We start from the raw sequence: 26371 nt of genomic DNA on the forward strand, positions 1-26371 counted from the left end.
CCTTTGAGACAGAGGTTGGAATAGTTAACGGACGACCTTGCGCAGCCACATCGACAGGCCCTCGACGATGAGGACAACGGCGACCATGAGGATCAGGACCATGGTGACCACGTCGAACTGGTTGATGCGCGAGGCGTTGAGCAGGAGGAAGCCGATGCCGCCGGCACCGACGACGCCCAGCAGGGTTGCGGAGCGGATGTTGGTGTCCAGCAGGTACATCGTGTGTGCGACGAAGGCCGGAGCCGCCTGGCGCAGCGTGGCGGAGAAGAAGACCTGGGGTTCCGTCGCGCCCGCGGTGCGCATGGCGTCCTGGACCCGGGTGTCGGTCTCCTCGAGGGAGTCCGCAATCAGTTTGGAGAGCAGGCCGATGGCGCCCACCGAGAGCGCCAGGGTGCCGGCCACCCCGCCGAGTCCGGAGATCACCACGAAGATGATCGCGAGGATCAGTTCCGGGATGCCGCGCACGACCACGATGACCACGCGGAAGGTCTGGTGGATGTACTTGTTCGGCACCACGTTGCGGGCGGCGAGAATTCCGATCGGGATGGCGATCACCGCCCCGATCAGGGTGGCCGCCAGCGAGATCTGGATGGTCACCAGGAGTTGCTCGAGGAGGTTGGCTGTGGAGCCGCCCGCCGAGGGCGGGAAGAACAGCGCCAGCGTCTCCGGCAGGTCCAGCAGGCCCCGCCACAGCGAGGACCAGGAGATGTCGACCCGCCACAGCGCGGCGAACGTGAACACCATGATCAGGGCGGCCGCGAGGAAACGCCGCAAACGCGCCCTGCTCCACGGCGGGGTCAGTCTGATGTCGTTGACTCCCGGTTCGCGGCCCCGGTTGAACATGCGGTCCACCCAGGTGCCGCCGGTGATGCCGCCGCCGGCGGATCCCATCAGCATTGCCCGGATGGAACCGGAGATCAGCTCGACGAGGATGCAGAGCACGAGCACGATGACGGCCAGCGCCATGCCGCGCTGATAGTCCAGGACCCGCAGCGAGTCCGCGATGGCCAGCCCGATACCGCCCACGCCGACATAACCCAGCAGCACTGAAGTACGCAGATTGATGTCGAAGCGGTGGAGCGCGGTGGCGATGATCTGCGGCAGGAGCTTCTGCGGGATCGCGGCGGTGATCTGCTGGGTCCGGCTGCCGCCGGCAGACTCGATGGATTCGCGCGGGCCGTCGTCGAGTTCCTCGATGGCGTCGGCGTAGAGCTTGGCCACCATGCCGACGGAGTGGATGCCCATGGCGATGATGCCCGCGGTGGCGCCGAGACCGAACATGCGCAGGAAGACGATCGCCAGCACGAGATCCGGAATCGCCCGGCACAGCACGGTCACCGCGCGGGCGCCCCACTGCGAGGTCGTGCCCATGCGGGTGGGCCGCGCCGCGGCCAGCGACACCGGGACCGACAATATGACGGAGAGCAGCGTGGCGAGGAAGACGATGGCCAGCGTCTCGAAGACGAGGGAGAGAGTCTCGCCCAGCGGTGGAAAGTCCAGCGGGAACATGCGTCCCACGAAGGCCGCGGCGTTGTCGAGGGAATCGACGATGGTGCCCAGGTTGATGCCGAGAGAGTTGATCGACCAGGCTCCGCCGACGACCAGCGCCAACAGGACGAGGACCGCGACCACGCCACCGGCGGAGGGCCGCGGGCGCGCCACCGGCGGAGGGCCGCGGGCGCGCCGGCGCTTCGACCGGCGGTCCGGACCGTTCAGTGAGGATGGACATCAGTGGGCCCCGGCTTCCCGGGTGAATCCGGCGTCCGCCCGCAGTTCCCCGGCGTCCCCGAGGTCCATGCCGGAGACGCTCGAGTAGATCTCCGAGGCCGCTTCCGCGGTCAGTCCCACCGTGGCCCGGTCGAGCACCGTCCTGCCGTGGCGCAGTCCGACGATCCGGTCGGCGAAGTCGATGGCCAGCTGCACCTGGTGCAGGGAGCTGATCACGGTGAGGTTGTCCTCCACCGAGATCTGCTGGAGCAGGTGCATGACATCGCGGGAGGACACCGGGTCCAGGGAAGCGACGGGTTCATCGGCGAGCAGCACCCTGGGATGCTGCATCAGGGCCCGGGCGATGGCCACGCGCTGCTGCTGACCGCCGGAGAGGGTGTCTGCGCGCTGGTGGGCACGGTCCGCCAGGCCGACCCGGTCGAGCTTCTCCAGCGCTTCCCGGCGCACGCTCTTCGGATACATCATCAGGGAGATGCGCGGGCCCTTGAGGGAACCGAGTTGCCCGGTGCAGACGTTTTCCAGCACGGACATCGGGCCGACGAGGTTGAAGGACTGGAAGATCACGCCGATGTCGCGGCGCAGGGCCCGCATCCTCTTCTTCCCCAGGGAACCGACGTCCTCCCCCAGCACACGGACGGTGCCGGAGGTCGGGTTGTGCAGGCCGTTGATGTGGCGGAGCAGGGTGGACTTTCCGGAGCCGGACAGACCGAGCAGGACGGTGATTCCGCCGGTCCTGAAACCCGCGGTGACATCGTCGAGGCCGAGCACACCGCCGCCGAAGTCCTTCGTCACATGGTCGAGCTGGACCGCGTAAATGGCGTCGACCTCTCGTTGGAGCTGAGGGTTCTTCCGATTTTTGTGCATGGGTTTCTCCTATCCGACGTTCTGGCAGGCGTCGGCGTCGGTGACTTCGCAGATGTCCCGGATCGCGTCGAAGTCGGAGTCATCGACCGGGGTGTAGCCGTACTCGATCTCCTCGGGCAGAGTGCAGTCCTCCTCCGAGGGGCAGACCCCGGCCTCGACCATAGCGGGGATGTTGGCCTGCTCGCGCAGGACCGTGGTGAGCTGCTCGGCGAGTTCCGGATCCAGGGAATCGTGGTTGACGGCGATCGGATCCTCGGTGATGGGATCGGACTCCCAGACCGGGACGAGCGAACCCGGTTCGATCTGGCCGGAGGCCTCGAGGGTCTGCAGCATGGTGTCGTGGGCGAAGGCGACGTCGCAGTTCTCGGACGCCAGGGACAGCAGTGAGGCATCGTGGCCGCCGGCCAGGATCGGCGTCATGTCGGTTTCCATGTCCATTCCGGCGTCCATGATGCCCTTCATCGGAACCAGGTATCCGGAGGTGGAGGCGGCGTCGACGAAGCAGACGTTGCGATCCTCCAGGTCTTCGATCCCCTGGATCTCCGAGCCCTCCCGGGCGTAGGCCAGCGAGGTGTAGGCCGGGGCGGCCTCAGGGTCATTGGTCGGCGAAACCGCAGGTTCCATGTTGATCCCGGAGTCCTTGGAGATGACGTAGGCGAACGGCCCGAAGGAGGCGACGTCGATCTGCCCGGCGCGCATGCCCTCGATCACCGCAGCGTAGTCGGAGGCGTTCTGGAACTCGACGGTCTGGCCGGTCTCCTGCTCGATCAGTGCGGTGACATTCTCGAAGGAGGATTCCAGGGTGGCGGAGGATTCCGAGGGGACGGCGGCGAAGGTGATGGTGTCCTCCCCACCGGCGCCACCGCAGGCGACGAGGAAGGGGAGGGTGGCGGCGGTGGCTACGACGGCGTGACTGGCGCGGGAGCGGAGGACGGTGGGAAAGCCCATTGGTGGCAAAGCCTTTCGGTTGTGACGGAGAGCTGATGCGGCCATTCGCGTAAGGCGGCGATGACCCGTCTGTATCCATATTCAGCCACCGGAACGAACTTGTCTATACAAGATCCGAGTATTCACCCAATAGTCACTACAACTTTGAGCCGCGACTAGAAATTAACCTTCTCGCCATCCAGGATCAGCCGGGCAATCCCGAACGACAGGGTCATGCCGATGCCCGAGGTGACCACCGCCACGGTTGTCCGGTCATCTGGGTGTTCCAGCACCAGATTCGTCTCCCCACTGTCGGCGTACTGCCCCAGCCAGCGCTGCCGGACCACCGGCCGGTCAATGCCCAGCAGCGCCGTGGACCGGTCAAGCAGCAGTGCCGCCACCTGCTCGTCGAGGAAGGGTTCCGGGCTGAGGTCATAGGCGTGCGAATCGCCGATGAGCAGGCCCTCCGGAATGTCGGTGACCATGAGGTTCGCCACGCAATCCACCAGCTCCGGCTCGCGCTGGGACAACTCTCTGCGCAGTTCCGGAACCCCGGGCATTGCGGCGAACCCGTCATAGCGCGCCAACGAGGTTCCGGTCAGCATGGCGAATCCGGTGGGGATTCGCGTCGGCTTGTCGATCAGGGACATGACCAGCGAGCAGATCCGGACATTATTGTCGTCGGCGAGACCGGGAAACAGGCTGCCGAGCTGGTAGCCGGGACACACGACGACCTCCGCTGCCGAGTATTGCCCGCGCACCGTGTCCACCACTCCATCCGCCACCGCAGTGACCTGGGTGTTCCAGGTGAACCTAACCCCCTGGCCCGCCAGCCAGCGGGCGATCGCCGGGGCAGCCTCCCGCGGGTTGACCCGCATGTCCAGTGGCAGGTGCGCGCCCCCGACCGCTCCCAGGTCCGGGTTCGCCAGTGCAGCGGAGATCTCCCCGGCGCTGAGCCCGGTGACCTCACCTTCCCCGCGGTGCTCCCCGAATTCACGAAGAACCTGCAGTTCCGTCTCGGTCATGGCCGGGACATAGGTGCCGGTTTCCGCTGCCCACAGGCCCGTGGCGGCCGCGGCCTGCAGCCATCCCTCCCGGGACTTCATGGCGACCTCCTGGATCACGTCGGCCTGACCGGTGAAGCAGACGTGGCCGAAGTTCTGGATGGATGAGCCCACGGGGCGCGCCGAGCGGTCGATGACGTGGACGGTCCTGCCCTCCCGATGGGCCAGGAAGGCGGTGGCCAGGCCGAGGATGCCCGAGCCGACGACAATGAGATCTTTTTTCAGCATTGCACCATCATCGACCGCCGGTCACGTAAGATACAAACATATATGTACAAGTTGGAGATTTGTTCACCAAACTTTAACTTCCCGGTCGTGAAGTTGTCTCCCTCCCCGCCCCGATCGTTAAGAGGTTTCCAGGCATGACCAAGACACACTCCCGGCAACAGCATGAGGTGGTCGCCCACTATCTGCGGTCCTCGATCCGCGATGGTTCCTTTCAGCCGGGTGATGAGCTTCCTTCGGAGGCGGAGTTGACCCGGAAATTCTCCAGCTCACGTGGCCCGGTCCGGCAGGCGATGTCCACCCTGCGTGCCGAGGGGTTGATCTCCTCCGGCCGGGGGCGTCGTTCGGTGGTGCTGGACAATGTCCCGACCCAGTCCTTCGACGACATCATCTCCTTCAGCCAGTGGTGCCACAACGCCGACATCGTGCCGGGACAGCGCACCCAGTGGGTGGCCCGCCAGCCCGCTGAGAAGTCCCTCGCGGCCAGCCTGGAAATCCCCGACGGGGCACCGGTGGTCTCTATCTTCCGGCTGCGCCTGATGGATGACGTTCCCTCGATGGTGGAACGACTGAACTATCCCCTGGAGGTGGGCCGGCACGTCCTCGCCTTTGACCCCGATTCCGGTTCCATCTACCAGGAGCTGCTCGACCGTGGAGTCGACATCAGCCGGGCCTCCCGGACCATCGACGCCGTCGCCGCAGAGGAGGAGGACGCGGCCCTGTTGGAGGTCGCCGTGGGCACTCCGCTACTCCGGGTGCGCCGCCGCGCTTTCACCAGCAGTGGGGAGCCGATCGAGTCCTCCGACGACCGGTATCTTCCGTGGAAGGCCAGCTTCACCACGAATTCCACCCGGGACACCCCCAGCTCCCTGTCCATGATCTCCTCCGGATGGCCCCTCCCCTGATTCTCGGGCCCGCCGATTCGCCCCCACTGATTTCCCCGCCCTCGCCGCGGCAAACTAGCCTGCATGTCATGAGGTCCCTGATACGCAGCGTCGTTGTGGTGGCGGCGGCGCTGCCCGCCGTCGCTCTCAGCGCGTGCCACGCCGGGTCCACGGCGACGTCGATAGGCAGGATCAGCGGTTCCGACACGATCGTCGTCGGCACCACCTCAGCGCCAGCCTCACTGGATTTCACGACCACCGGCGGCGCCGCGATCCCGCAGGCCCTGATGTCGAACGTCTACGAGGGACTGGTGCGCATCACCGCCGACGGCGAAGTGGTGCCCCACCTGGCCACCTCCTGGGAGGTGTCGGAGGACGGCACGGTCTACACCTTCCAGCTGCGGGAGGACGTGACCTTCTCCAACGGCGACGAGTTCACCGCGGAAACCGCCGCATTCTCCATCGGCTACGTGCAGGATAACTGGACCAACGGGCTCGCCGCCGGCATGGATGCGGTGGTTGGCACGACGGTGCTGGCTCCCCACGTCCTGCAGGTCACCCTCGAACGGCCCAGTAACAACTGGTTGTGGTCCATGGGCACCCTCATCGGGGCGATGATGACCCCGAACGGGATCGACACGCTGGCCACCGACCCCGTGGGGACCGGCCCCTACACGGTGGCGCAGTGGGCCGTGGGGGAATCCATCACCTTCGAGACCCGCCCCGATTACTGGGGGCCGGAACCGGAGAACGCCACCGCCGCCATCCGCTACTTCTCCGACGCCACGGCCACCACCAACGCCCTGCAGTCCGGCGACGTGGACCTGGTGTGGGCGATGCAGGCGCCGGAGCTGCTGGACAACCTCCCGGACAACTACGACGTCGCGGTGGGCACCACCCAGGGCGAGCTGCTGCTGAGCATGAACAACCGGGTGGCCCCCTTCGATGACGTGCGGGTGCGGCAGGCGGTGATGCATGCCGTGGACCGCCGGGCGATCATCGACCTCGTCTACGAGGGCCACGGCACCGACACCGGCGGGGTCCCCGTCCCGCCGAGTGATCCCTGGTACGGGAAATCCGACCGGTATCCCGTTGGCCCGCAGCGTGCCCGGCAGCTCCTGGCGTCGGCCGGCTACGAGCCGGGTGAGGCGGAGGTGACCATCTCAGTGCCCTCCCTGCCCTACGCCGAAGCCACCGCCGAGGTGCTGTACTCCCAGCTGCGTGACGTCGGCTTCGACGTCGAGCTGAAAAGCACCGAGTTCCCCGCGGTCTGGTTGGCCGAGGTCATGGGTGACCATGACTACCAGATGTCGCTGATCGCCCACGTCGAGGCCCGGGACATTCCGGTGCTCTTCGGCAACCCGGACTATTACCTGGGCTTCGACTCCGCACTCGTCCGCGAGGAGCTGATGCTGGCGGACACGGGGCCGCTGTCGGAACAGGCGGGGCACATGCAGGCGGCGGTGGCCGAGATAATGGACCAGGCCGGGGCGGACACCCTGCTCAACGTCCCCAACATCGTGTTGAGCGCGCCGGGGGTGACCGGCGTGGAACCGGATGTGGTCACCGACGCCCTGCCGCTGGCGGGCATCAGCCGCCAGATGCCGGCCGGGGAGGTGGAGTAGATGCTCATTCTCCGTCAGCTCGTCCGCTTCCTGTTCACCCTGTTCCTCGCGAGCATCCTGATCTTCCTGCTCATGCGCGCCATCCCCGGCGATCCGGCACAGATCGCCCTGGGGGTCAACGCCACCCCGGAAGCGGTGGCCGCCTTGGCCGCGCAACTGGGCACGGACCGGCCGCTGATCGCCCAGTACTTCTCCTGGGTCGGTGGACTGCTCAGCGGAGACTTCGGAACCTCCCTGACCAGCCGGACCGACATCTCCCCGCTGGTGATCGACCGGACCCAGGTCAGCCTGATCCTGTGCGGGACAGCCATGGCGGCTTCCCTGCTGATCGCCCTCCCCCTCGGGGTGTGGTCCGCCCGGCGCGCCCGGCACCTGGATGGGCTGGCGATCACCGCCGGCAGCCAGGTGGGCATCGCGCTCCCCAGCTTCCTGGCCGGCGTGCTGCTGGTGGCGGTCTTCGCCGTGCAACTGGGGTGGCTGCCCGCCAACGGCTGGGTGCCGCCCGCGGCGGACTTCGGTGAGTTCCTGCGACGACTGGTCCTGCCGGTCATCGCCCTGACGGCGGTGCAGGCCTCCATCCTGACCCGCTACGTGCGTTCGGCGACCCTGGAGGTGATGACGCAGGATTACCTGCGCACGGCCCGCGCCAAGGGCATGTCGGTGGCCCGGGCCCTGCGGCGTCACGGACTGCGCAACGCCGCCCTGCCCGTGCTCACGGTCACCGGTCTGCAGCTGACCAGCCTCGTTGTCGGGGCGGTGGTCATCGAGCAGGTCTTCGCCCTGCCCGGGCTCGGGTCGATGCTGCTCGACGCCGTCAGCACCCGGGACCTGACCACCGTGCAGACCATCGTCATGCTGCTCGTCGTGTTCACCCTGGTGGTCAATCTCCTCATCGACATCTCCTACACCCTGCTCGACCCCCGGTTGGGCCGGAAAGCCGAGACCCCGCGGCGGGCCGACCGATGAGGCGGGCCCGGGATTTTTTCCGCCGCCTGCCGGTCAGCGGCAAGGTCGGCGCCGTCGTCGTCGCCCTGGTGGTGGTCGCGGCACTGCTCTCCCTGTTGTGGACTCCCCATGATCCGGTGCAGGTGAGCCCGGCCGAGCGACTGACGGGCCCCAGCCTGAGTCACCTGTTGGGCACGGACCGCTTCGGGCGGGACGTGTTCTCCCAGATTCTCAGCGGTTCCCGGATCACTCTCTTCGTGGGAGTCGTGGCGGTGGGGATCTCCACATTGGTGGGGACTCCGCTGGGCATCTGGGCCGGCATGCGGCGGGGCTGGGTGGAGGCCCTGGTGATGCGTGGTTCCGACCTGCTGTTGGCCTTCCCCGCCCTGCTGCTCGCCATTGTCGCGGGCGCGGTGTTCGGGGCGTCGACAGTCACCGCGATGACCGCGATCGGTGTCGCGGGTATCCCGGCCTTCGCCCGGGTGGCGCGCTCCGGCACGCTGCAGGTGATGACGCACGACTACATCGCCGCCGCGCGCGACGCCGGCCGCCCCGACCCGGAGATCGCACGTCGGCACGTGCTGCCCAATATCGTCGGCATGCTGATCGTGCAGGCCTCCGTCGCGTTCGCACTGGCGGTCCTAGCTGAGGCGGCGCTGAGCTTCCTGGGGCTGGGCACCCCGCCGCCGGAGCCGAGTTGGGGGCGGATGCTGCAGTCCGCCCAGGCCTCGCTGGGTTCCGCCCCGCAGCTGGCGTTGTGGCCGGGCCTGGCGATCGCCGTGACCGTGCTCGGATTCAACCTGCTGGGCGACGGCGTGCGTGACGTGCTCGATCCGAAGGAAAGGCGGCGGTAGCCCATGGTGCTCGAGACCAGACAACTGAGCATCGCGGATCTGGTGCATGATGTCAGTTTCGACATCGCCGCCGGGGAGCGCGTGGGGCTGATCGGGGAATCCGGTTCAGGAAAATCCCTGACGGCCCTGGCCATCATGGGGTTGCTGCCGACAGGACTCGAACCTGAAGGCACGATCACCTTCCTGGGCCAGGATCTTCTCCGGCTGCGGGAACGAACGATGCGCAAACTCCGCGGCAACCGGGTGGCGATGGTCTTCCAGGAGCCGATGACGGCCCTGGACCCGCTGATGCGGGTGGAACATCAGGTGACTGACATGATGACGATCCACGGCACACCGCGGCGCCGGGCGAAGGAACGGGCCCGGGAACTCTTCGCCGATGTGGGTCTGTCGGCGGAGAAGCTGCGTGCCTTCCCCCATCAGCTCTCCGGCGGGCAGCGTCAGCGCGTCCTCATCGCCATGGCGCTGGCCAATGACCCCGACCTGCTGATCTGCGATGAACCCACCACCGCGCTGGACGTTACCGTGCAGCGCCAGGTGCTCGACCTGATTCTGGAGCTGGTGGACAAGCGCGGCATCAGCCTGCTGTTCATCACCCATGACCTGGGGGTGATCAGCCAGGTCTGCGAGAAGGTCGTGGTGATCCGGAACGGCCACGTGCTGGAGACCGGCCCCACCGCCCGCGTGCTCGCCTCCCCCCAGCACGCCTACACGGCCGAACTGGTCGCCGCCTACCGCCCCGGGGAGTCCTTCCCGGACTCCGCCCCCGGGGAGCCGGTGGTCACCATCCGGGGACTGTCACGGGTGTACCAGAAGACCCGGGCGCTGGACGACGTCTCCCTCACCGTCCGCCGTCGGGAACGCCTCGGCGTGGTCGGCGGCTCCGGCTCAGGCAAGACCACTCTCCTGCGGCTGATTGCGGGGTTGGACCACCCGAGCAGCGGAACAGTGGAGGTGACCGCGGGGAGTCAGCTGGTGTTCCAGGACCCGATGTCCTCGCTGGATCCGCGGATGCGGGTGTTCTCCTCTGTCGAGGAAACCCTGCTGGGCACCGGAATGAGCGCGGCACAGCGGGCCGAACGGGTGGCGCAGGTGCTGCGGGAGGTGGGGTTGCCGGAGGATGCGGCGCACCGATATCCGCACCAGTTCTCCGGTGGCCAGCGTCAGCGTATCTCCATCGCGCGGGCGCTGGCCCCGAAACCGGAGATCCTGCTCGCGGATGAGGCCGTCTCAGCGTTGGACGCAACGGTGCGCGCCCAGGTGCTCAGCCTGCTGGACCGGCTGGTGGAAGAATACGGTTTGACCCTGGTGTTCATCTCCCATGATCTGTCCGTGATCCGCCAGGTGTGCTCGACCGCCGTGGTCATGCACCAGGGCAGGATTGTCGAGCACGGCGACATCGCGGACGTGTGGGATCACCCGCAACATCCCTACACCCGTGAGCTGCTGGCGGCGGTGCCGCGGATCGAGGGCGCCTGAAGCCGGTGGCGGTGTCAGTACTCCGGCTGCCCCGCGATATCCCGTAACGCTGCCAGGTGGTGTTGGAAGGCTGCCACCCCCTTCGCGGTCAGGGAGATCCACACCGTGTCCTTTGCCCGGCTGGAGCCGTATTCGCGGTGGCGGTGGAGGTAACCGGCAGATTCCAGGGCGCCGAGCTGCTTGGACAGGGTCGCGTCGCTGAGTTCAACCAGACCACGCAGGACAGCGAATTTCATCTCCCGGTCAGGCCCGTCACCTTCCCGGGCCCCGGCGGAGTGGAGCGCGGCGCAGATCCGCAGCCGGTTGATGGGATGGATCACCGGATCCAGCGCTCCTACGTCATCATGGTTCATCGGGTTCCAAAGCACTTGATCGCGTAGTAGGCGTGGCTTCCCGCGGCGCAGCCGACCAGCGCGCCCAGCCACCGGAGGTCCGCCGGGATGAGGATGGTCATCGGTACCCAGAGCCCGAAGCCGGCGGAGATCCACGTCTCCCTGGTTGCCGGGGATTCCTGTTTCTCCAGTTCCTGCCAGGGCCGCTGTCTGATGTACGGGTCGGCGATCTTCCGCCGCAGCACGAAAGCGAGCACCGCCAGCGCCGCAAGCAGACCGAAACCCCACCAGAACCATTCCCAGGCAAAGGCGGTGACACTGGCACCGAGCACGGCGGCAATCAGGATCATCACCCACCGCGCCGGACGCCACGCGGTGGCAGCCTCCAGGTCCGCCACTGCCGCCAGGGCCTGGCGGGCAGCCGTGGCGTCGGGCTTCGCGTCGCGCTGGTTTTCCATGGTGGAAAGTGTATGGGCCGACGAGACGGAAACCAAGGAAGCCTAGCGTGTCAACGGCAGATCGCGGTTTTCCAGGGGCACGGAACCGATCACCTCATGCAGCGCCCCGCCGCTGCGGCCGGCGCCGAGCGTGGACTGGACCAGGTGAATCTGGTCGGCCATGAAATCCGGTCCCTCATAGACGGACAGGGCACGGACGACGTCGGCCAAGAACGGATCCCAGTCGCGGTTGCGGACCCGGTTCCGGGCCACGGTCAGATGCGCACGCTGGCGCTGCCGCTCTGTCGGATCCAGCAGGCAATCGGCCATCAGCCGTTTGAGAGCCGGGGTATCACCACCCACCCCGACCCAGAGATTCTTCCGGTTGAAGGAGCCCGCCCCCTTGAGCGCGAGCCGCAGGGCCGGTGTTCCGGCGGCTGCGACCCGCAGATGGGCCAGCAGTTCATCCACCGCCCCCTCCGGCTGCTCCCCATAGAAGGCCAGTGTCAGGTGCCACTGATCCGGATCGGTCCAACGCAGATCCGCGCCGAGATCTCTCCGGATCGGCCGGAGCGCCCTGACCAGGTGTTCGCGGGCTTCTTCTGAGGGGGACATCGAGGCGAACAGTCGCATAGCCCGACGCTACTGCGGCTCCGTGGTTTACGCCAGCAAGAAGCTGCACCTGCGCGCGGACGACTGAAACTAGTCCTCGCCCCGGCGGATCGGCCCTGTCTGCCGTGCTCCATCGGCCTCTCCCTCAGACCCCGGATCGAGCAACGCCGTGTCATTCCGGGTTCTCCCCTCGGCGGATTCGGCCCCCGCCGATGTCCCGGGGCCACTCCTCCTGCCGGAAACCAGTCCCGCCTCGGCGATCTTGTCGGACATCGGTCTCCCCAGCATGGTGGACCGCTCCTCTTCCGGGACGAGTGGGATCCGCCCGCAGGCGGCGTCGTGACGATACCCCTGGATCTCGCGCCGCAACACCTTTCCGAGCAGGTAGATACCCAGCAGGTTCGGCACCGTCACCAGGAAGAACATCGCATCCGAGAACCGGACGACGGTATCCAGGGTCACGGAGGCACCGACCACGATCATGACCAGGTACACCACGTCATAGATACGCTCGGCGACGCGGCTCTGCCCGAACACGTATCCGGCCGCCTTCTTGCCGTAGTAGGAGTAGCTCAGGATCGTGGAGAAGGCGAAGAGCGCGATGCACACGGTGAGCAGGTACGGGAACGCACTGTGAACCGATGCGAAGGCCTGGGTGGTCAGGTTGATGCCGTCGACATCGGATCCGCCATAGGAACCGGTGACGATGATCGCCAGTGCGGTCATGGTGCACACGACCACCGAGTCCAGGAAGGGTTCCCAGGCGGCGACGAATCCTTCTTCCGCCGGGCGCCGGTTCTTGGTCACCGCGTGCGCCATGCCGGCGGTACCCACACCCGCGACGTTGGAGAACAGAGCACGCTGAATACCGATCACCGCGACGCCGAGCATTCCGCCCTGGATGCTCTCCCCGGTCAGCCCGCCGTGGACGATCAGACGGACCGCCTCCGGAAGTTGATTGAAGTTGACCGCCAGGATGATGATCACGCTGCCGCCATACAGGACCGTCATCACCGGCACGAGGCGACTGGTCATCTTCGCGATGGTCTTGATGCCGCCGAGGATGACCAGCCCCGCGATGACTGCGAGGACGACCCCGACCGCCCAGGAGTACCCGGCCAGCGGCCCCTCATCACCACCGGTGGCGTCGATCAGGTGAGCGGTCATCTGATTCGACTGGAACAGGTTGCCGGCCCCCATCACCGCGATCATCAGACAGAATGCGTAGATGAAGGCCATGGTCTTGCCGAGCTTCGGCCGCCCCACCGACGCCAGTCCGTCGCGCAGGTAGTACATCGGCCCTCCGGAGACCTTGCCGTCCGAGTGCACTCTCCGGAACATCTGCGCCAGGGTGGCCTCCGCCATTTTCACCGCCATACCGAGCACTCCGGCGATGATGATCCACAGTGTCGCGCCGGGGCCACCGATGGAGACCGCCACCGCCACGCCGGCGATATTGCCCAACCCGACGGTGCCGGACAACTCAGTGGCCACTGCCTGGAAGCTGGTCACTTCCCCGGGGTCTCTGTGTCTGCTGAGATGCCCACGGACGACGCGGAAGGTCTGCACTGCGTCGCGGATGGGACGGACCCGGAGCCAGCACGTCAGGAAGACGCTGCCGGCAAAGAGCCAGATCACCAGAACAGGTACGTCGGCACCGAAGATGGGTACCGCGAAGAAGACGACGGTTTCCAGGACGTCGACAACGGGACCAAAAACTCCCTGGATCAGATCATTGATCGAGCTTCCGGAATTCATGACGGTTCTCCGTTCAGCCTCGGGTCAGGTTGTGGATGCATGCTTCCTCCTGGAACTGGATCCCGGTCAATTCTATGACCGGTAGTGCAGATCTCATTTTTGGATTGATGTGAACTACAACATACACCGGGTTATCGATAAGCGACAGGAGTTTGGGAAACTTTCACTCCTCTGGCTAACTACGTATAATTTGCCCAACGCAGCAATTGAGAGGAACCGATCATGTCCGGCACACACTGGCTTGACCAATTGGACGTGGCGGGACTGCCGACGGCGACACTGAAAAGCTCCACTGAAGAACTGATCCGCCAGTCACTCCTCGACGGAGACATGAAACCCGGCGAGATCTACTCCGCCAACGCCCTCGCAAAACGCCTGGGCACCTCGAACAGCCCAGTTCGTGAGGCGATGATGTCCCTGACCCACCGAGGCCTGCTCGAGCTGGTCCGCAACCGCGGCTTCCGGGTGGTGGAGATGACTCCGGAGGATCGGCGGGAGGTCTACACGCTGCGCGAACTGATCGAAGTCGAGGCCGTACGACGACTCGCCCAACGGGGCGTCCCCCAGGAAGAGGGGCAAAAACTCCACCAACTGGCCGTCAACACCCTCAAAACCCTGACTGATTCCAGTGTCGAGGATCTCCAGCCGTACCTGGAAGCCGATGACACCTTCCACTCCTACATGGTCGGCCTACTCGGCAATCGACGGCTGAAGGACTTCGTCGAAACCCTGCGCGACCAGTCGCGCGTCAACGGCACCTACTTTTTCCTGCCGGAACAGGGACTACTCATACCCAGCGCCCAGGAACACATCGACATGGCCACCGCGATCGTCGAGCGCGACGACGACCGGGCGGCCGCACTGATGCTCAATCACCTCGCCTACGCAAAGCCGGATGCCAGCCACTAAGACCTGAAAGACCGGCTGGGGACAGAAAACCCCGAGGTCACAGCCTCCCGCCAGAGCGTTCGCACGAGATTTTCCCAAAGTGATGCACAACACTCTTTTCTGCAGTACGGTTATCGATAACCGCTAACCATCCATTGTCGAGAACATGAAAGGAGTGTCACCATGGCGCAGATCACGGTTCCCCTGGACCTGTCCGAAGCCCCTGCCCAGCCAGCCTCAGCCGAGGTAGTCATCATCGGCGGTGGTGTGATGGGGATGAGCATCGCCTGGCATCTTGCAGAGCAGGGGGTGCGCGACATCGTCGTCATCGAACAGTCGGAGTTCGGTAGCGGTTCCTCCGCTAAGCCCCTCGGCGGAGTCCGGGCCAATTTCTCCGATCCCCTGAACGTGCTGTTCGGACAGCGCTCCCTGAACGAGTTCGCCGGGTTCAAAGAGAAGTTCGGGGTGGACATCATGCTCAACCGGGTGGGGTACCTCTTCCTCGCCCGCACGGAACAGGAACTGGCCAACCTCGAGCAGGGCACCACCACCCAGCGGTCCCTGGGGGTGAACTCACGAATGGTGTCCGCGGCTGAGGCCGCCGAGCTCAATCCATTCCTGCGGGCGTCAGCGCTCACTGGCGCCAGCTACTCCCCCGACGACGGCTGGGCCGCCCCGGTCAAGGTCGTCGAAGGATACGCCAAAGGAGCCAGGGAACTGGGGGCGATCCTGCTCAACCGCACTCAGGTACTGGACGTGCAACGCACCGGGGACACCATTGAATCCGTGATCACCAACCGGGGCGAGATCCGCACCAACGCGATCATCTGCGCAGCCGGCGCATGGAGCGCAGAGATCGGCGAGATGGCCGGTGTTCCCCTACCCGTGGAGGCCGTCAGGCGCATGGTGGGCCTGACCCGGCAGCAGCCCAGTCCGCACCCGAGGCTCCCCTTCACCCTGGACCTGTCCACCACAATGTATTTCCACAACTACGGAAACGGGTTGCTGCTCGGGATCTCCCACCTGGAGAAGAGCGGGTTCTGCCGGGAGTACTCCTATGAATGGCTGCGGGAGTTCAACGCGGCGGCCTCAGTGTTCGCACCCGAACTGGAAACCCCCGACCTCACCGAGGGCTGGGCGGGCTACTACGAGAACACCCCGGACAAGAACGCCCTGTTGGGCGAGTCCCCCCACCTCCCGGGATTCTTCTACGCCACCGGGTTCTCCGGCCACGGTTTCCTGCAGGCGCCGGCCGTCGGCGAACTCATGACCGACCTCTATCTGGGACGGGAGTCCTTCATCGACCCCGCCCCCTTCAACGCGGAGCGCTTCACCAGCGGTTCGTCCATCAGCGAGATCAACATCATCTAGACAGGGAAAGGTAGCTACATGTCATTCCAGGAATCCTGGCAGCTACGGGCGGAGTTTGCGCGCCGGCTATCAGAGATGTACGGCACCGAGGTACCCGCCTACACCACGCTCGTGGAGGTGTCCGAGGCGGTCAACCGCGATTTCCTCCACCGTGAGGGTGGGGAGGCGGAGCGGCTCGGGTCCATCGACCGGGTCACCGCGGAACGCCACGGAGCCATCCGGGTGGGGTCCCCTGAGGAACTGTCACAGGTGGCCCGGGTGTTCGCGGCCTTCGGGATGTATCCGGTCGGCTTCTATGACCTCCGCGACGCCGCCGCCTCGGCGGTGCCGGTGGTCTCCACCGCCTTCCGCCCGACCGACGCCACGGAACTGGCGCGCAATCCCTTCCGGGTGTTCACCTCGATGTTGGCCACTGATGACCCCCGCTTCTTCACCGCCGACCAGCTGCACCGGCTGCGGGAGTTCATCAGTTCCCGGACACTGTTCCCAGCGGAGCTGCTCTCACTCGCGGACCGCGCCGCAGAGGCAGGCGGACTGGCGGAGAAGGAGGCCGCCAACCTGCTCGAGCTGGCCACCGCAGCCTTCGAACTCTCCGAGGACCCGGTGGACCACGCCTGGTACCGCGAACTCGAGGAAGTGTCTGCGGTGGCTGCGGATATCGGCGGGGTCTCCAGCACCCACATCAATCATCTGACTCCCCGGGTGCTGGACATCGACGATCTCTACCGCCGGATGGAGGACCTCGGGCTCGCCATGATCGATGAGGTCCAGGGACCACCGGACTGGAGGGGCCCGGATGTCCTGCTTCGCCAGACCTCCTTTCGGGCCCTGTCCGAGGACAGGGTGTTCCGTTTCGAGGACGGCACGGTCGGTCCCGGTGCGCTCCGGGTCCGTTTCGGCGAAGTGGAACAGCGCGGCATCGCGCTGACCCCGGCCGGACGGGCTCTCTATGACCGGATGGTGATCGACACCGACCGGCGTCTCCGCGAATCCGGCGGGGTCCGCACTGACGTGGCCCGGGAGGTCTGGGAGGAGCACCTGCCGGACACCGAGGCGGGTCTCCTGGGCCAGGGGCTGGCGTACTTCACTTTCGAACTCTCCGGCCCCGCTCCGGCCGTGACCGGCCCGGTGCGGATCAGTGACCTGCTGGACGCCGGCACGGTGGCTGCCTCCCCGATCGTCTATGAGGACTTCCTGCCGCGATCGGCGGCGGGCATCTTCCAGTCGAACCTGACCGGCCAGGGCACCAAGGACGCCGAACAGGAAGGAACCCCCTATGACCTGACCAGACTCGCCGAGATCATGGGCCGCCCGATCGCCGACCCGTTTCAGCTCTACCAGCATCAGGTGGACGCCTCCGTGGCTCACCTGTCCGAACAGCTCAACACCCCCGTCATCAACGACACCCTCAAGGAGAACGCAGATCATGTCTAACACCGCCGTCGCCACCAAGACCTCCCTGTCCGACAATGTCTACGAGGCATTGCAGACCATCGGGGCGGATCCCGCGCAGCTCGCCGGTGAGCTGTCCACCCGCTCCCCGCTGACCGGTGAAACCCTGCTGAACCTGCCCCGGGCCACCGCCGAGGACGTCACCACCGCCATCGACCGCGCCGACGCCGCCTTCCGGACCTGGCGGGACACCCCGGCGCCGGTGCGCGGGAACGTCGTCAAGCGCTGGGGCGAGCTGCTGACCGAGCACAAGCGGGACCTGGCGATCCTGGTCCAGGCCGAGGCCGGCAAGTCCCTCTCCGAGGCCGAGGGCGAGGTGCAGGAGATGATCGACATCTGCGACTTCGCCGTGGGCCAGTCGCGGATGCTCTACGGCCGCACCATGCCCTCGGAGCGGCCGGGCCACCGACTGATGGAGACCTGGCACCCACTCGGGGTGGTCGGCGTGATCTCCGCGTTCAACTTCCCGGTGGCGGTCTACTCCTGGAACACCGCCATCGCCCTCATCTGCGGCGACGCCGTGGTCTGGAAGCCCTCGGACATGGTGGCACTCAGCGCGCTGGGCGCGCACACTCTCCTGGCCCGCGCCGTCGCCGAATGTGAGGCCCCCGCTGACGTCCATCAGCTGGTGTTGACCGACCGGCACGCCGCACAGCGGCTGCTCGACGATCCGCGGGTCCCGCTGGTCTCCGCCACCGGCTCGACCCGGATGGGCCGTGAGGTCGGTCCCCGGGTGGCCGAGCGCTTCGGCCGCACGATCCTGGAACTCGGGGGAAACAACGCCGCGATCGTCACCCCCGATGCCGACCTGGACCTGGCCCTGCGCGGCATCGTGTTCGCGGCCGCCGGGACCGCCGGACAGCGCTGCACCACCATGCGCCGCCTGATCGTCCACGAGTCCATCGCCGGGGACCTGGTGGACAAGCTTGTGGCTGCCTACCGGACCCTGACCATCGGGGATCCCCGGGATGAATCAGTGCTGGTGGGACCACTGATCAACCGTGCCGGTCACGACGCCATGCAGGACGCGCTCCGCGACGCCGAAGCCCAGGGCGGCACGGTGGTCACCGGTGGCGGGCGGGTGCTCGCGGACGAGTACCCGGACGCCTACTACGTGGAGCCTGCCATCGTCACCATGCCCGCGCAGACCGAGGTGGTGCGCAGTGAAACGTTCGCACCCATCCTCTACGTCATGACCTACAGCGACTTCAGCGAGGCAATCGACCTGCACAACGAGGTTCCGCAGGGACTGTCCTCGGCCATCTTCACGGAGAACCAGGCCGAAGCGGAGATCTTCCTCTCCGCCGCAGGCTCCGACTGCGGCATCGCGAACGTCAACATCGGCACCTCCGGCGCCGAGATCGGCGGCGCTTTCGGCGGGGAGAAGGAGACCGGTGGCGGCCGCGAGTCCGGTTCGGACGCGTGGCAGGCCTACATGCGCCGAGCCACCAACACCGTCAACTATTCCGGGGAACTGCCGCTCGCCCAGGGCGTCAAGTTCCTCTGATCCGCGACTTCCACCAAGGAGAACTATCAGTGTCGGACATGTTTGATCTCATCGATGACTGGGGACCGGAAAAAGTCGTCGTGGTCAGCGACACCCGGACGAAGATGCGGGGTGTCCTGGTCATCGACAACACCGCCCGCGGCATGGGCAAGGGCGGTACCCGGATGCAGCCCACGGTCTCGGTCGGGGAGATCGCCCGGCTGGCCCGGGTGATGACCTGGAAGTGGGCCAGCGTGGACCTGTTCTACGGCGGTGCCAAAGCCGGCATCCAGGCCGATCCGGAGTCGCCCGACAAAGAGGAGATTCTGCGCTCCTTCGTCCGGCGGCTGTCCAACGAAGTGCCCGAGGAATACGTCTTCGGCCTGGACATGGGGTTGACCGAGGATGACGCGGCGGTCATCGTCGACGAGCTCGGCCGCGGCACCAGCATGGGCACACCTCATGAATTGGGTGGAATACCCTACGACAAGCTCGGTATCACCGGTTTCGGTGTCGCTGAGGTCGTCGATCAGGCTGCCCGTGCCCATAACCTGGTCGGGACAGACGTCGCGGTGCAGGGCTTTGGTGCGGTGGGACACGCCACGGTCTCCCGGCTGTCCGAACTCGGTTATAACGTGGTGGCGATCTCGACCGCCAAGGGGGCGATAGCCGATTCCAACGGCCTGGACGTCCCGGAACTGCTGCGTCTGCGGGATGAGGTCGGAGACAACCTGGTCGAGCACTTCCCCGGAAAGCGGATCAAGCCGGGCAACGAGCTCTTCACCGACGCCGACATCGTGGTTCCGGCCGCGATGCAGGACGTGATCGACACCGATGCAGCTCGCCGGATGCAGGCCAAACTGGTGGTCGAGGGAGCGAACTTGCCCACCAGCGAATCCGCCCAGGAGGTGCTCCGCGAACGCGGGGTGTCGCTGGTACCTGATTTCGTGGCGAACGCAGGCGGCGTGGTGGCCGCGGCTTTCGCGATGGACAACCGCTCATCCGCTTTCCGGGCGGACACCAGCAACATCTACACCACCGTCTCTGAAAAGCTCCGTGCCAACGCCACCACCGTCCTGGAACACACCGCGGCAACCGGCTTGACCAGTCATGAAGCTGCCCGCCGGCTGTCTCAGGAACGTGTGCTCGCCGCCATGCGGGCCCGCCGGATGGTGCCTGCCTGACACTGCTGCGACAGGGCCGCAGCCGGGGCCTTCCCCGGCTGCGGCCCTATGCTGTTCCACTTTCCGTTTCGAGGCATCCGCGGAACCGTCCCGAGCAGGAGCCGCAGCGAGCATCCACCAGAGGGTGACTCCTCCAACCGGTGCTCACCAACGGGAGCAGCTCTTCGGTGACCTGCGCAGTCTCCTGCTCCGGGACCGCCTGCAGAACCGCCTCGAACGGGGGCAGGAGAAACTCCGTGTCAGCTCCCGCAGTGCGGTCAGCTGGATCATCGGCATCGCCGGCGTACTGCCCGTCCTGGCGGGAACCGTGACGCCCTAACCGGCGTCGAGCGCCTTCCCCCATGCCTGGTCCAGCAGCCCCGCCGGAGCCTCGATCCCGAAAACCTCCCTGACCACCTCGCCGAAGCGGTCGCGATCAGCCACCTCCTCCACCGACTCACCATGTGGACCGACGGTGCGAAACGTCCGACCACTGAGTGTGTGGCGGGTGCCGTCCCGTAGTGGCCGGGACAGCACCGGCCGCCGGGTGAACATCACCTCCGGGCTGGTGGACACGTACCAATTGGACACCTCCACATCAGCCGGCAGCGCCTGGGTGGTGTCGAAGCCATAGAAGTTGACCCAGGTGCCGTCGCTCGCACGGCGCTGCAGCAACAACTCCACGTCAGGAGCCTGCAGCTGTCCGGGAAGCACCTCCGCCGCGCGCACCAGGCGAAACTCCCCCACCCGGCCTCCAGCCCGCACCGGCAACGTCTTCGTGGGGGTCCCGCCGCCGAAACCGGGGTCGAACAGGCGGAGTTCACCGTTGACCCGCACCAGCGTCGCGTGATGGGTCCGTCCCGACGGTGTGGGCAACGCCGGGTCACGATAGACACGCGCGAGGATTCCGAAGCACTCGTATCCGAGTTCCGACAGCACCCGCTGGGAGAGCAGGGCATGCTCGTGACAGAATCCTCCCCGTCGGGCGTCCACCAGTTTCGCCGCCACCTCCTCCGGCAGCAATGAGACCGGTTTCCCGGACACGGGATCCAGGTTCTCGAAGGGAATCGCGGCGGCGTGCCGCGCCAGCAGGTCGTCCAAGACAACCCCGGGATCCTCATCGGCCCCGACCTCGCCGGCGCCGATCCGGACAAGATACCGCTGCAGCAACGTCATGACTCGAGTGTGCCAGTTCAGGCTGCCACCCATCCCCGGTTCCGCTACATCACGCCCACATGGTCAATGAACAGGTGTGGGACCCGGCGCTGCAGTTCGGCGGCGAATATGTGCAGCCGGGGACGCAACTGCGACTGATAGCAGAAGGTGTAGGGGGCCAGCACCGGTGGTGCGCTGGCCCCGTACCGACCGTACGTGCCGGAAGTGATCGACTTCGGGTCCACCCGGGTGGATTCGCCCCGTGGGATCAACGCGAAGTACAGCTGCGCCGGTTCCGCCTCACCCCGCTCGACCACCCAGGTCTGGATGCCGTCCATGTCCTGCAGTTCGAACGTCCTGCCCCGGTCATCGGTGAGCAGCGTACCGGAGACAATGAATCGCGGGCGCAGGCGCCTGAGGGTCGTATACCGGGAAAGCAGCAGAATGGTCGCCGCCAGGATGACCGCGGCGGCAAGTGAGGCTCCCGCCGCCCACCAGGAATCCGCCCCCGTGGCCAGCAGCACCCCACACAACAGTGTCCCGAAGGCCAGCAGAAACCAACCCATGACGGGTAGCGACGCCATGAGGGACCGGTGGGAGGGGATCACACGCAACTCCTGGTTCTCACTCAATGTCCTGCCGCCTGACGTCGAACCATCCGTTCCGGCAAAAGACCAGTGACACCTGATCCCCCTCCCGGACGTCCAGTTCCAGGAGAAAATCCGCGATCGGACTGAATCTCGCCGCGGTACCGCTCAGTTGCAGCACCCGCTTACCCAGCCTGGAATCCAGGGCCCGGTGGTACCAGCGCGGGACTTCGAGCATTCCTGCGATTGAGCGCGGGACAATCAGCCCGGCACCGGCGAGCAGTTCCCCGGTCACTGCGATCGTCACCAGATACTCGCCGCCGTGGACCGCAACCGCCGGATCCTCCGCGGGAAGCCAGGTATCTGCGGTAACACCGGGAGTGGGCCGCCGGTGGACCCGGCCTTCGGTGATCTGAAAGTCACCCGACCCCGCCACGGTGCGAACCGACGAGGGAGTAAACAACCTCTCCTCCATCAGCTGTCGCAGATCCACCCCGGAAGCACCGGCCGCCGCAACTTGTGAGGCAACCCACTCGGGCAGAATCAAGGTGTTTTCGTTCATGAGCAATAAGGTTAACCCGATAAGTCTCCTTCGGCCCGGTGAAGACCGTTTAGTTTCAGAGCGCGCAGCGCAACCCGGGAGATGGCACCTGTTCCGGAAAGGTCACGGCGGCCGCACACCCCGCTTCGGGGGACGAAACCATCGCGCCACGCGCTCCTGGCGCAGCAGCTGACCTCCGCCACGGAAGACACTTGACAGTGACCGACCTCACGGCTTAAGTTAAATTCATCTTAGCTGTGCAAACGATTGCACCAGTAATTCCACTCCGTCCCACTCACCCTCCCGCCAGAGCTGAAGGATCCTCACAGATGGCACCTGAGCCTCCTCCCCTACGCCAGACCAAGGCGTCCACGTTGAAGGACGTGGCGAAGCTGGCCGGGGTTTCAGTGTCGACCACGTCCCGGGCTCTCGGCGGGCACCCGGCGATCACCGCAGCGACCGTAGCCAAGGTCCGGGCTGCGGCAGAACAAGTGCACTACCGTCCCAATGCGCAGGCCCGGGCCCTACGGGCCGCCCGTACCGGGACGATCGGCCTGACCATCCCCTCGGTCATCAACCCCTATTTCGCCGCCCTCGCCGCCGCCGTGCAGCAGGCGGCCGGTCGGGCACAACTGGCGACAATCCTCTTCAACTCCAACGAGAACGCCGACGACCTCTCCCGCGCTCTGCAGGTGCTCCAGGACCACCGCGTGGACGGCATCATCGCCGTGCCCCACGAAGACAACCTCGAGCAGCTCGCCGCAACCCGGAACCGGGGCGTCCCCATCGTCCTGGCGGACCGCGAACTGCCCGGCACAGACATTCCCTCGGTCAGCTCGGATCCGGCACCGGGCATGAACGCCGCAGTGTCCCATCTCGCGGCACAGGGGCACCGCAGCATCGGTTACCTTGCGGGACCGTTGAACACCTCCACCGGGAGGTACCGGTTGTCGGTCTTCGAGGCCGCCGCCACAGCTGCCCGGTTGCCTGGGCAACCCGTCTACCACGGTGGTTACCAGCAGTCTCAGGGCTACGCCGGAACCGGAGAACTGTTGGACCGCGGGGTCAGCGCCATCATCGCCGGTGACTCGATGATGACGATCGGGGCCCTCGAGGCCTGTCATGAGCGACAGCTGAAGGTCGGAACCGACATCGCCCTGATCGGTTTCGATGACAACCCGGTCTTCCGTCTCCAGGCCGCGCCGCTGACCGTCATTGACCAGAACGTCACCGAGCTGGGGATCCGCTCCTTCGAGGTGCTCCAGGACCTGATGTCCGGAAAATCACCCCCGACCATCACCAGACTGCCCACGACGCTGCGCATCAGGGACTCCTCCGGCCCACCGCCAGAGCACTCCGCTGCGAGCACAACCCCACCCCCACTGCCCGACGTCAAAGAAGGAGGAGCAGAATTTCATGAGCGATCATCCCACTGAACCGGTGCTGCAGCTCGACGGCGTCTCCAAGTCCTTCGGACCCGTCACCGTCATAGACCACGTCAGTCTCGACGTGACTCCCGGTCGCGTACAGGCGCTCCTGGGCGAGAACGGTGCCGGCAAGTCCACCCTGATCAAGATGATGTCCGGCGTCTACCAACCGGACGGCGGACAGATCCTGGTGGACGGCACACCCACGGTCCTGCCCAACACCAAGGCTGCCGAAGCCTGCGGTATCGCCACCATCCACCAGGAGCTGAACCTGGTGCCCACCATGACCGTGGCGGAAAACGTCCTGCTGGGGCGCACTCCGCAGCGCTTCGGCCTGGTCAATCACCGCAAGCTTCGGGACCAGGCCCAGGCCGCGCTGGACACCATTGGAGTCGATGTCCGGTTGGACACTCCCGTCGGGCAACTCGGCATCGCCCGCCAGCAGCTGGTCGAGATCGCCAAGGCCCTGTCCATGGACGCCCGCGTCCTCATCCTGGACGAACCGACCGCTGCGCTGACCGGTCACGAGATCGAGCAGCTGTTCACCGTCGTCGACGATCTCAAGGCCCGTGGCGTGGGCATGGTCTTCATCTCCCACCACCTCGACGAGATCGCCCGGATCGCAGATTCCGTCTCCGTGCTGCGCGACGGCAAGTTCATCGCAGAAGTCCCGGCCACCACCGGAGAAGATGAACTGGTCCGGCTCATGGTCGGCCGTGACATCGACGACCAGTTTCCCCGGGTGTCCCCCGGGGCCGGAACTCCCCTGCTCGAGGTGTCGAACCTCAGCTCCGAGGGCAAGTTCCACGACGTCTCCTTCACGGTGCACGCCGGCGAGGTCGTCGGCATGGCCGGGTTGGTCGGGGCGGGCCGCACCGAGGTCGTCCGCGCCATCGCCGGTGCCGACGCCGTGGACTCCGGCACCGTGGAAATCGCCGGGAAGAAGCTGCGGGGCGGCGACATCGCCGAGGCGATCCGCCACGGCGTCGGCCACGTCCCGGAGGACCGCAAGGCCCAGGGCCTGGTTCTGGACGCGCCCGTGGTGGAGAACCTCGGGCTGGCCACGCTGCGATCGACCTCCCGGTTCGGCCTGGCCGACCGGCGTGGCCAACGCCGCCGCGCCACCGAGGTCGCCGAGAAACTGCGGATCCGCATGGCCGGCATCGACCAGCACATCCGCAACCTCTCCGGCGGCAACCAGCAGAAAGCGGTGTTCGGCCGCTGGGTCCTGGCCGGCTCGAAGGTGCTGCTGCTGGATGAGCCGACCCGCGGTGTCGACGTCGGCGCCAAGGTGGAGATCTACAACATCATCAACGAGATCACCGCCGCCGGTGGTGCCGTACTCATGGTCTCCAGTGAACTCCCCGAGGTCCTCGGCATGTCCGACCGCGTGCTGGTGATGTCCGGCGGCCGGCTGGCCGGCGAACTCCCCGCCGCCGAGGCCGCCCAGGACTCGATCATGGCGCTCGCGGTCTCACAGGTCGACGACGCCCTGACCCCTGACGCCCTCGCTGATTCCGCCACCGCGGAACCCATGTCTGAAAAGGAGAACCGATGACCACCGTCACCACCACCCGGCCCACCGGGACCGGGCGTTCTGCCGGCACCGGCAGGAGAATCGGCCAATGGATGATGAACAACGGGGCGCTGGTGGGCCTGGTCCTGCTCTGTGTCGCACTGTTCATCGCCACCCCGCACTTCCTCACCGTTCCCAACCTGATCAACATCGGCATCCAGGCCGCCACCGTCGCCATCCTCGCTTTCGGCATGACCTTCGTCATCGTCACCGCCGGCATCGATCTCTCGGTCGGCTCGGTGGCCGCCCTCGGTGCCATGGTCTCGGCGTACTTCTTCACGGAAACCGGGCTGCCAGGCTGGCTCACCCTGCTCGCCGGGCTCGCCATGGGGCTGCTCGCGGGCGCCATCAGCGGGCTGGCCGTGGCCTACGGCAAGCTCCCCGCGTTCATCGCCACCCTGGCGATGATGTCCGTCGCCCGCGGCGTGACGCTGGTGATCTCCCAGGGGTCCCCGATCCCCACGGCTCCCTCCGTCAACTGGCTGGGCTCCACCGTCGCCGGGGTGCCGATCCCCATCCTCATGATGGCGCTGGCTGGACTGGCCTGCTGGTTCATCCTCAGCCGCACGGTACTGGGCCGCTCAATGTACGCCATCGGCGGCAACATGGAGGCCGCCCGGCTCTCCGGCCTACCGGTGAAGAAGATCCTCGTCTCCGTCTACGCCCTGGCCGGGCTGTTCGCCGGACTCGCCGGTCTGGTCATGGCCGGACGGCTCGCCTCCGCCCAGCCGCAGGCCGGGGTCGGCTATGAGCTCGACGCCATCGCGGCCGTGGTCATCGGCGGTGCCTCCCTGGCAGGCGGCACCGGTAAGGCCACCGGCACCCTGGTCGGCGCGATCCTGCTGGCGGTGATCCGCAACGGCCTGAACATCTTGAATGTCTCCAGCTTCTGGCAGCAGATCGTCATCGGCTGTGTCATCGCCCTGGCCGTGGGCTTCGACGTCATCCGCAACAAGACCTCCCAATAATCTCCCTTCCCTGAAAGGAATCC

At 66.3% G+C, this 26371-nt stretch carries 25 protein-coding genes; 14 read left to right on the forward strand and 11 right to left on the reverse strand.

The features are described from left to right. Window positions 1–24 precede the first annotated feature (24 nt). From phnE to ACQCVD_RS10270, 4 genes are all read right to left on the reverse strand, one after another. Window positions 25–1662, reverse strand: coding sequence for a phosphonate ABC transporter, permease protein PhnE (phnE, locus tag ACQCVD_RS10255; protein WP_426823661.1), 1638 nt, complete (start codon window positions 1660–1662; stop codon window positions 25–27). Window positions 1663–1728: 66 nt separating this feature from the next. Continuing rightward, window positions 1729–2592: a phosphonate ABC transporter ATP-binding protein gene (phnC, locus tag ACQCVD_RS10260; RefSeq protein WP_426823662.1), complete on the reverse strand. Its 864-nt coding sequence runs from the start codon at window positions 2590–2592 to the stop codon at window positions 1729–1731. A gap of 9 nt (window positions 2593–2601) precedes the next feature. Further along, a complete protein-coding gene (locus ACQCVD_RS10265) occupies window positions 2602–3540 on the reverse strand; it encodes a phosphate/phosphite/phosphonate ABC transporter substrate-binding protein (RefSeq protein ID WP_426823663.1) in 939 nt (312 codons plus the stop codon). Between the two features lie 155 nt (window positions 3541–3695). Further along, on the reverse strand, window positions 3696–4811 hold the full coding sequence (locus ACQCVD_RS10270; RefSeq protein WP_426823664.1) for a TIGR03364 family FAD-dependent oxidoreductase: 1116 nt from the start codon (window positions 4809–4811) through the stop codon (window positions 3696–3698). 134 nt (window positions 4812–4945) lie between these two features. Between ACQCVD_RS10270 and ACQCVD_RS10275 the strand changes: the two genes are divergently transcribed. The 5 genes from ACQCVD_RS10275 (at window position 4946) to ACQCVD_RS10295 (ending at window position 10595) form a co-directional block, all read left to right on the forward strand. Further along, complete coding sequence (locus tag ACQCVD_RS10275) at window positions 4946–5713, forward strand: GntR family transcriptional regulator (RefSeq protein ID WP_426823665.1); 768 nt, start codon at window positions 4946–4948, stop codon at window positions 5711–5713. A gap of 68 nt (window positions 5714–5781) precedes the next feature. After that, complete coding sequence (locus tag ACQCVD_RS10280) at window positions 5782–7317, forward strand: ABC transporter substrate-binding protein (protein WP_426823666.1); 1536 nt, start codon at window positions 5782–5784, stop codon at window positions 7315–7317. Then, entirely contained in the window at window positions 7318–8283 is a 966-nt protein-coding gene (locus ACQCVD_RS10285; RefSeq protein ID WP_426823667.1) for an ABC transporter permease, read from the forward strand. Beyond that, entirely contained in the window at window positions 8280–9116 is an 837-nt protein-coding gene (locus ACQCVD_RS10290; RefSeq protein ID WP_426823668.1) for an ABC transporter permease, read from the forward strand. Before ACQCVD_RS10285 ends, ACQCVD_RS10290 begins: the two co-directional genes overlap by 4 nt. A gap of 3 nt (window positions 9117–9119) precedes the next feature. Then, window positions 9120–10595: a dipeptide ABC transporter ATP-binding protein gene (locus ACQCVD_RS10295; RefSeq protein ID WP_426823669.1), complete on the forward strand. Its 1476-nt coding sequence runs from the start codon at window positions 9120–9122 to the stop codon at window positions 10593–10595. A 14-nt stretch (window positions 10596–10609) separates the two neighbouring features. Here ACQCVD_RS10295 and ACQCVD_RS10300 read toward each other — a convergent pair whose 3' ends face one another. From ACQCVD_RS10300 to ACQCVD_RS10315, 4 genes are all read right to left on the reverse strand, one after another. Next, complete coding sequence (locus ACQCVD_RS10300) at window positions 10610–10948, reverse strand: transcriptional regulator (protein ID WP_426823670.1); 339 nt, start codon at window positions 10946–10948, stop codon at window positions 10610–10612. After that, on the reverse strand, window positions 10945–11385 hold the full coding sequence (locus ACQCVD_RS10305; RefSeq protein ID WP_426823671.1) for a hypothetical protein: 441 nt from the start codon (window positions 11383–11385) through the stop codon (window positions 10945–10947). Before ACQCVD_RS10305 ends, ACQCVD_RS10300 begins: the two co-directional genes overlap by 4 nt. Window positions 11386–11427: 42 nt before the next feature. After that, window positions 11428–11997 carry an RNA 2',3'-cyclic phosphodiesterase gene (gene thpR / locus ACQCVD_RS10310; protein WP_426823672.1) on the reverse strand — a complete coding sequence of 190 codons (570 nt, stop codon included), beginning with the start codon at window positions 11995–11997 and terminating at the stop codon, window positions 11428–11430. Between the two features lie 69 nt (window positions 11998–12066). Continuing rightward, entirely contained in the window at window positions 12067–13734 is a 1668-nt protein-coding gene (locus tag ACQCVD_RS10315; RefSeq protein WP_426823673.1) for an alanine/glycine:cation symporter family protein, read from the reverse strand. A gap of 222 nt (window positions 13735–13956) precedes the next feature. Here ACQCVD_RS10315 and ACQCVD_RS10320 point away from each other — a divergent pair, with 222 nt between their 5' ends. From ACQCVD_RS10320 to ACQCVD_RS10345, 6 genes are all read left to right on the forward strand, one after another. Beyond that, window positions 13957–14643, forward strand: a complete 687-nt coding sequence (locus ACQCVD_RS10320; RefSeq protein ID WP_426823674.1) for a GntR family transcriptional regulator — start codon at window positions 13957–13959, stop codon at window positions 14641–14643. A 162-nt stretch (window positions 14644–14805) separates the two neighbouring features. Continuing rightward, window positions 14806–15993: an NAD(P)/FAD-dependent oxidoreductase gene (locus ACQCVD_RS10325; protein ID WP_426823675.1), complete on the forward strand. Its 1188-nt coding sequence runs from the start codon at window positions 14806–14808 to the stop codon at window positions 15991–15993. 18 nt (window positions 15994–16011) lie between these two features. Further along, window positions 16012–17427: a 2-oxoadipate dioxygenase/decarboxylase gene (gene hglS / locus ACQCVD_RS10330; protein WP_426823676.1), complete on the forward strand. Its 1416-nt coding sequence runs from the start codon at window positions 16012–16014 to the stop codon at window positions 17425–17427. Beyond that, window positions 17420–18952, forward strand: a complete 1533-nt coding sequence (gene amaB / locus ACQCVD_RS10335; protein WP_426823677.1) for an L-piperidine-6-carboxylate dehydrogenase — start codon at window positions 17420–17422, stop codon at window positions 18950–18952. Before hglS ends, amaB begins: the two co-directional genes overlap by 8 nt. A 38-nt stretch (window positions 18953–18990) precedes the next feature. Continuing rightward, window positions 18991–20115 (forward strand): Glu/Leu/Phe/Val family dehydrogenase, encoded by a 1125-nt coding sequence (locus tag ACQCVD_RS10340; protein ID WP_426823710.1) that lies wholly within the window; start codon window positions 18991–18993, stop codon window positions 20113–20115. A gap of 124 nt (window positions 20116–20239) precedes the next feature. Further along, entirely contained in the window at window positions 20240–20434 is a 195-nt protein-coding gene (locus ACQCVD_RS10345; protein WP_426823678.1) for a hypothetical protein, read from the forward strand. Here ACQCVD_RS10345 and ACQCVD_RS10350 read toward each other — a convergent pair. Genes ACQCVD_RS10350 through ACQCVD_RS10360 form a run of 3 tightly spaced genes read right to left on the reverse strand, consistent with a single transcriptional unit; the run spans window position 20431 to window position 22398 of the window. After that, on the reverse strand, window positions 20431–21270 hold the full coding sequence (locus ACQCVD_RS10350; protein ID WP_426823679.1) for an arylamine N-acetyltransferase family protein: 840 nt from the start codon (window positions 21268–21270) through the stop codon (window positions 20431–20433). The two genes, ACQCVD_RS10345 and ACQCVD_RS10350, sit on opposite strands and share 4 nt — an antisense overlap. Before the next feature lie 44 nt (window positions 21271–21314). After that, window positions 21315–21881 (reverse strand): hypothetical protein, encoded by a 567-nt coding sequence (locus ACQCVD_RS10355; RefSeq protein ID WP_426823680.1) that lies wholly within the window; start codon window positions 21879–21881, stop codon window positions 21315–21317. Beyond that, window positions 21874–22398 carry a hypothetical protein gene (locus tag ACQCVD_RS10360; RefSeq protein ID WP_426823681.1) on the reverse strand — a complete coding sequence of 175 codons (525 nt, stop codon included), beginning with the start codon at window positions 22396–22398 and terminating at the stop codon, window positions 21874–21876. The genes ACQCVD_RS10355 and ACQCVD_RS10360 overlap by 8 nt, the downstream gene beginning before the upstream one ends. Before the next feature lie 308 nt (window positions 22399–22706). Between ACQCVD_RS10360 and ACQCVD_RS10365 the strand changes: the two genes are divergently transcribed. The 3 genes from ACQCVD_RS10365 to ACQCVD_RS10375 are packed head-to-tail and all read left to right on the forward strand — an operon-like array spanning window position 22707 to window position 26348. Next, window positions 22707–23813: a LacI family DNA-binding transcriptional regulator gene (locus ACQCVD_RS10365; protein WP_426823682.1), complete on the forward strand. Its 1107-nt coding sequence runs from the start codon at window positions 22707–22709 to the stop codon at window positions 23811–23813. After that, the gene (locus tag ACQCVD_RS10370) at window positions 23794–25362 is read left to right on the forward strand and encodes a sugar ABC transporter ATP-binding protein (protein ID WP_426823683.1); all 1569 of its coding nucleotides are present in this window, start codon (window positions 23794–23796) and stop codon (window positions 25360–25362) included. Before ACQCVD_RS10365 ends, ACQCVD_RS10370 begins: the two co-directional genes overlap by 20 nt. Then, the gene (locus tag ACQCVD_RS10375) at window positions 25359–26348 is read left to right on the forward strand and encodes an ABC transporter permease (RefSeq protein ID WP_426823684.1); all 990 of its coding nucleotides are present in this window, start codon (window positions 25359–25361) and stop codon (window positions 26346–26348) included. Before ACQCVD_RS10370 ends, ACQCVD_RS10375 begins: the two co-directional genes overlap by 4 nt. The last annotated feature ends 23 nt before the right edge of the window (window positions 26349–26371 follow it).

The organism is Corynebacterium halotolerans, assembly GCF_050107895.1.
GTDB lineage: Bacteria > Actinomycetota > Actinomycetes > Mycobacteriales > Mycobacteriaceae > Corynebacterium > Corynebacterium halotolerans_B.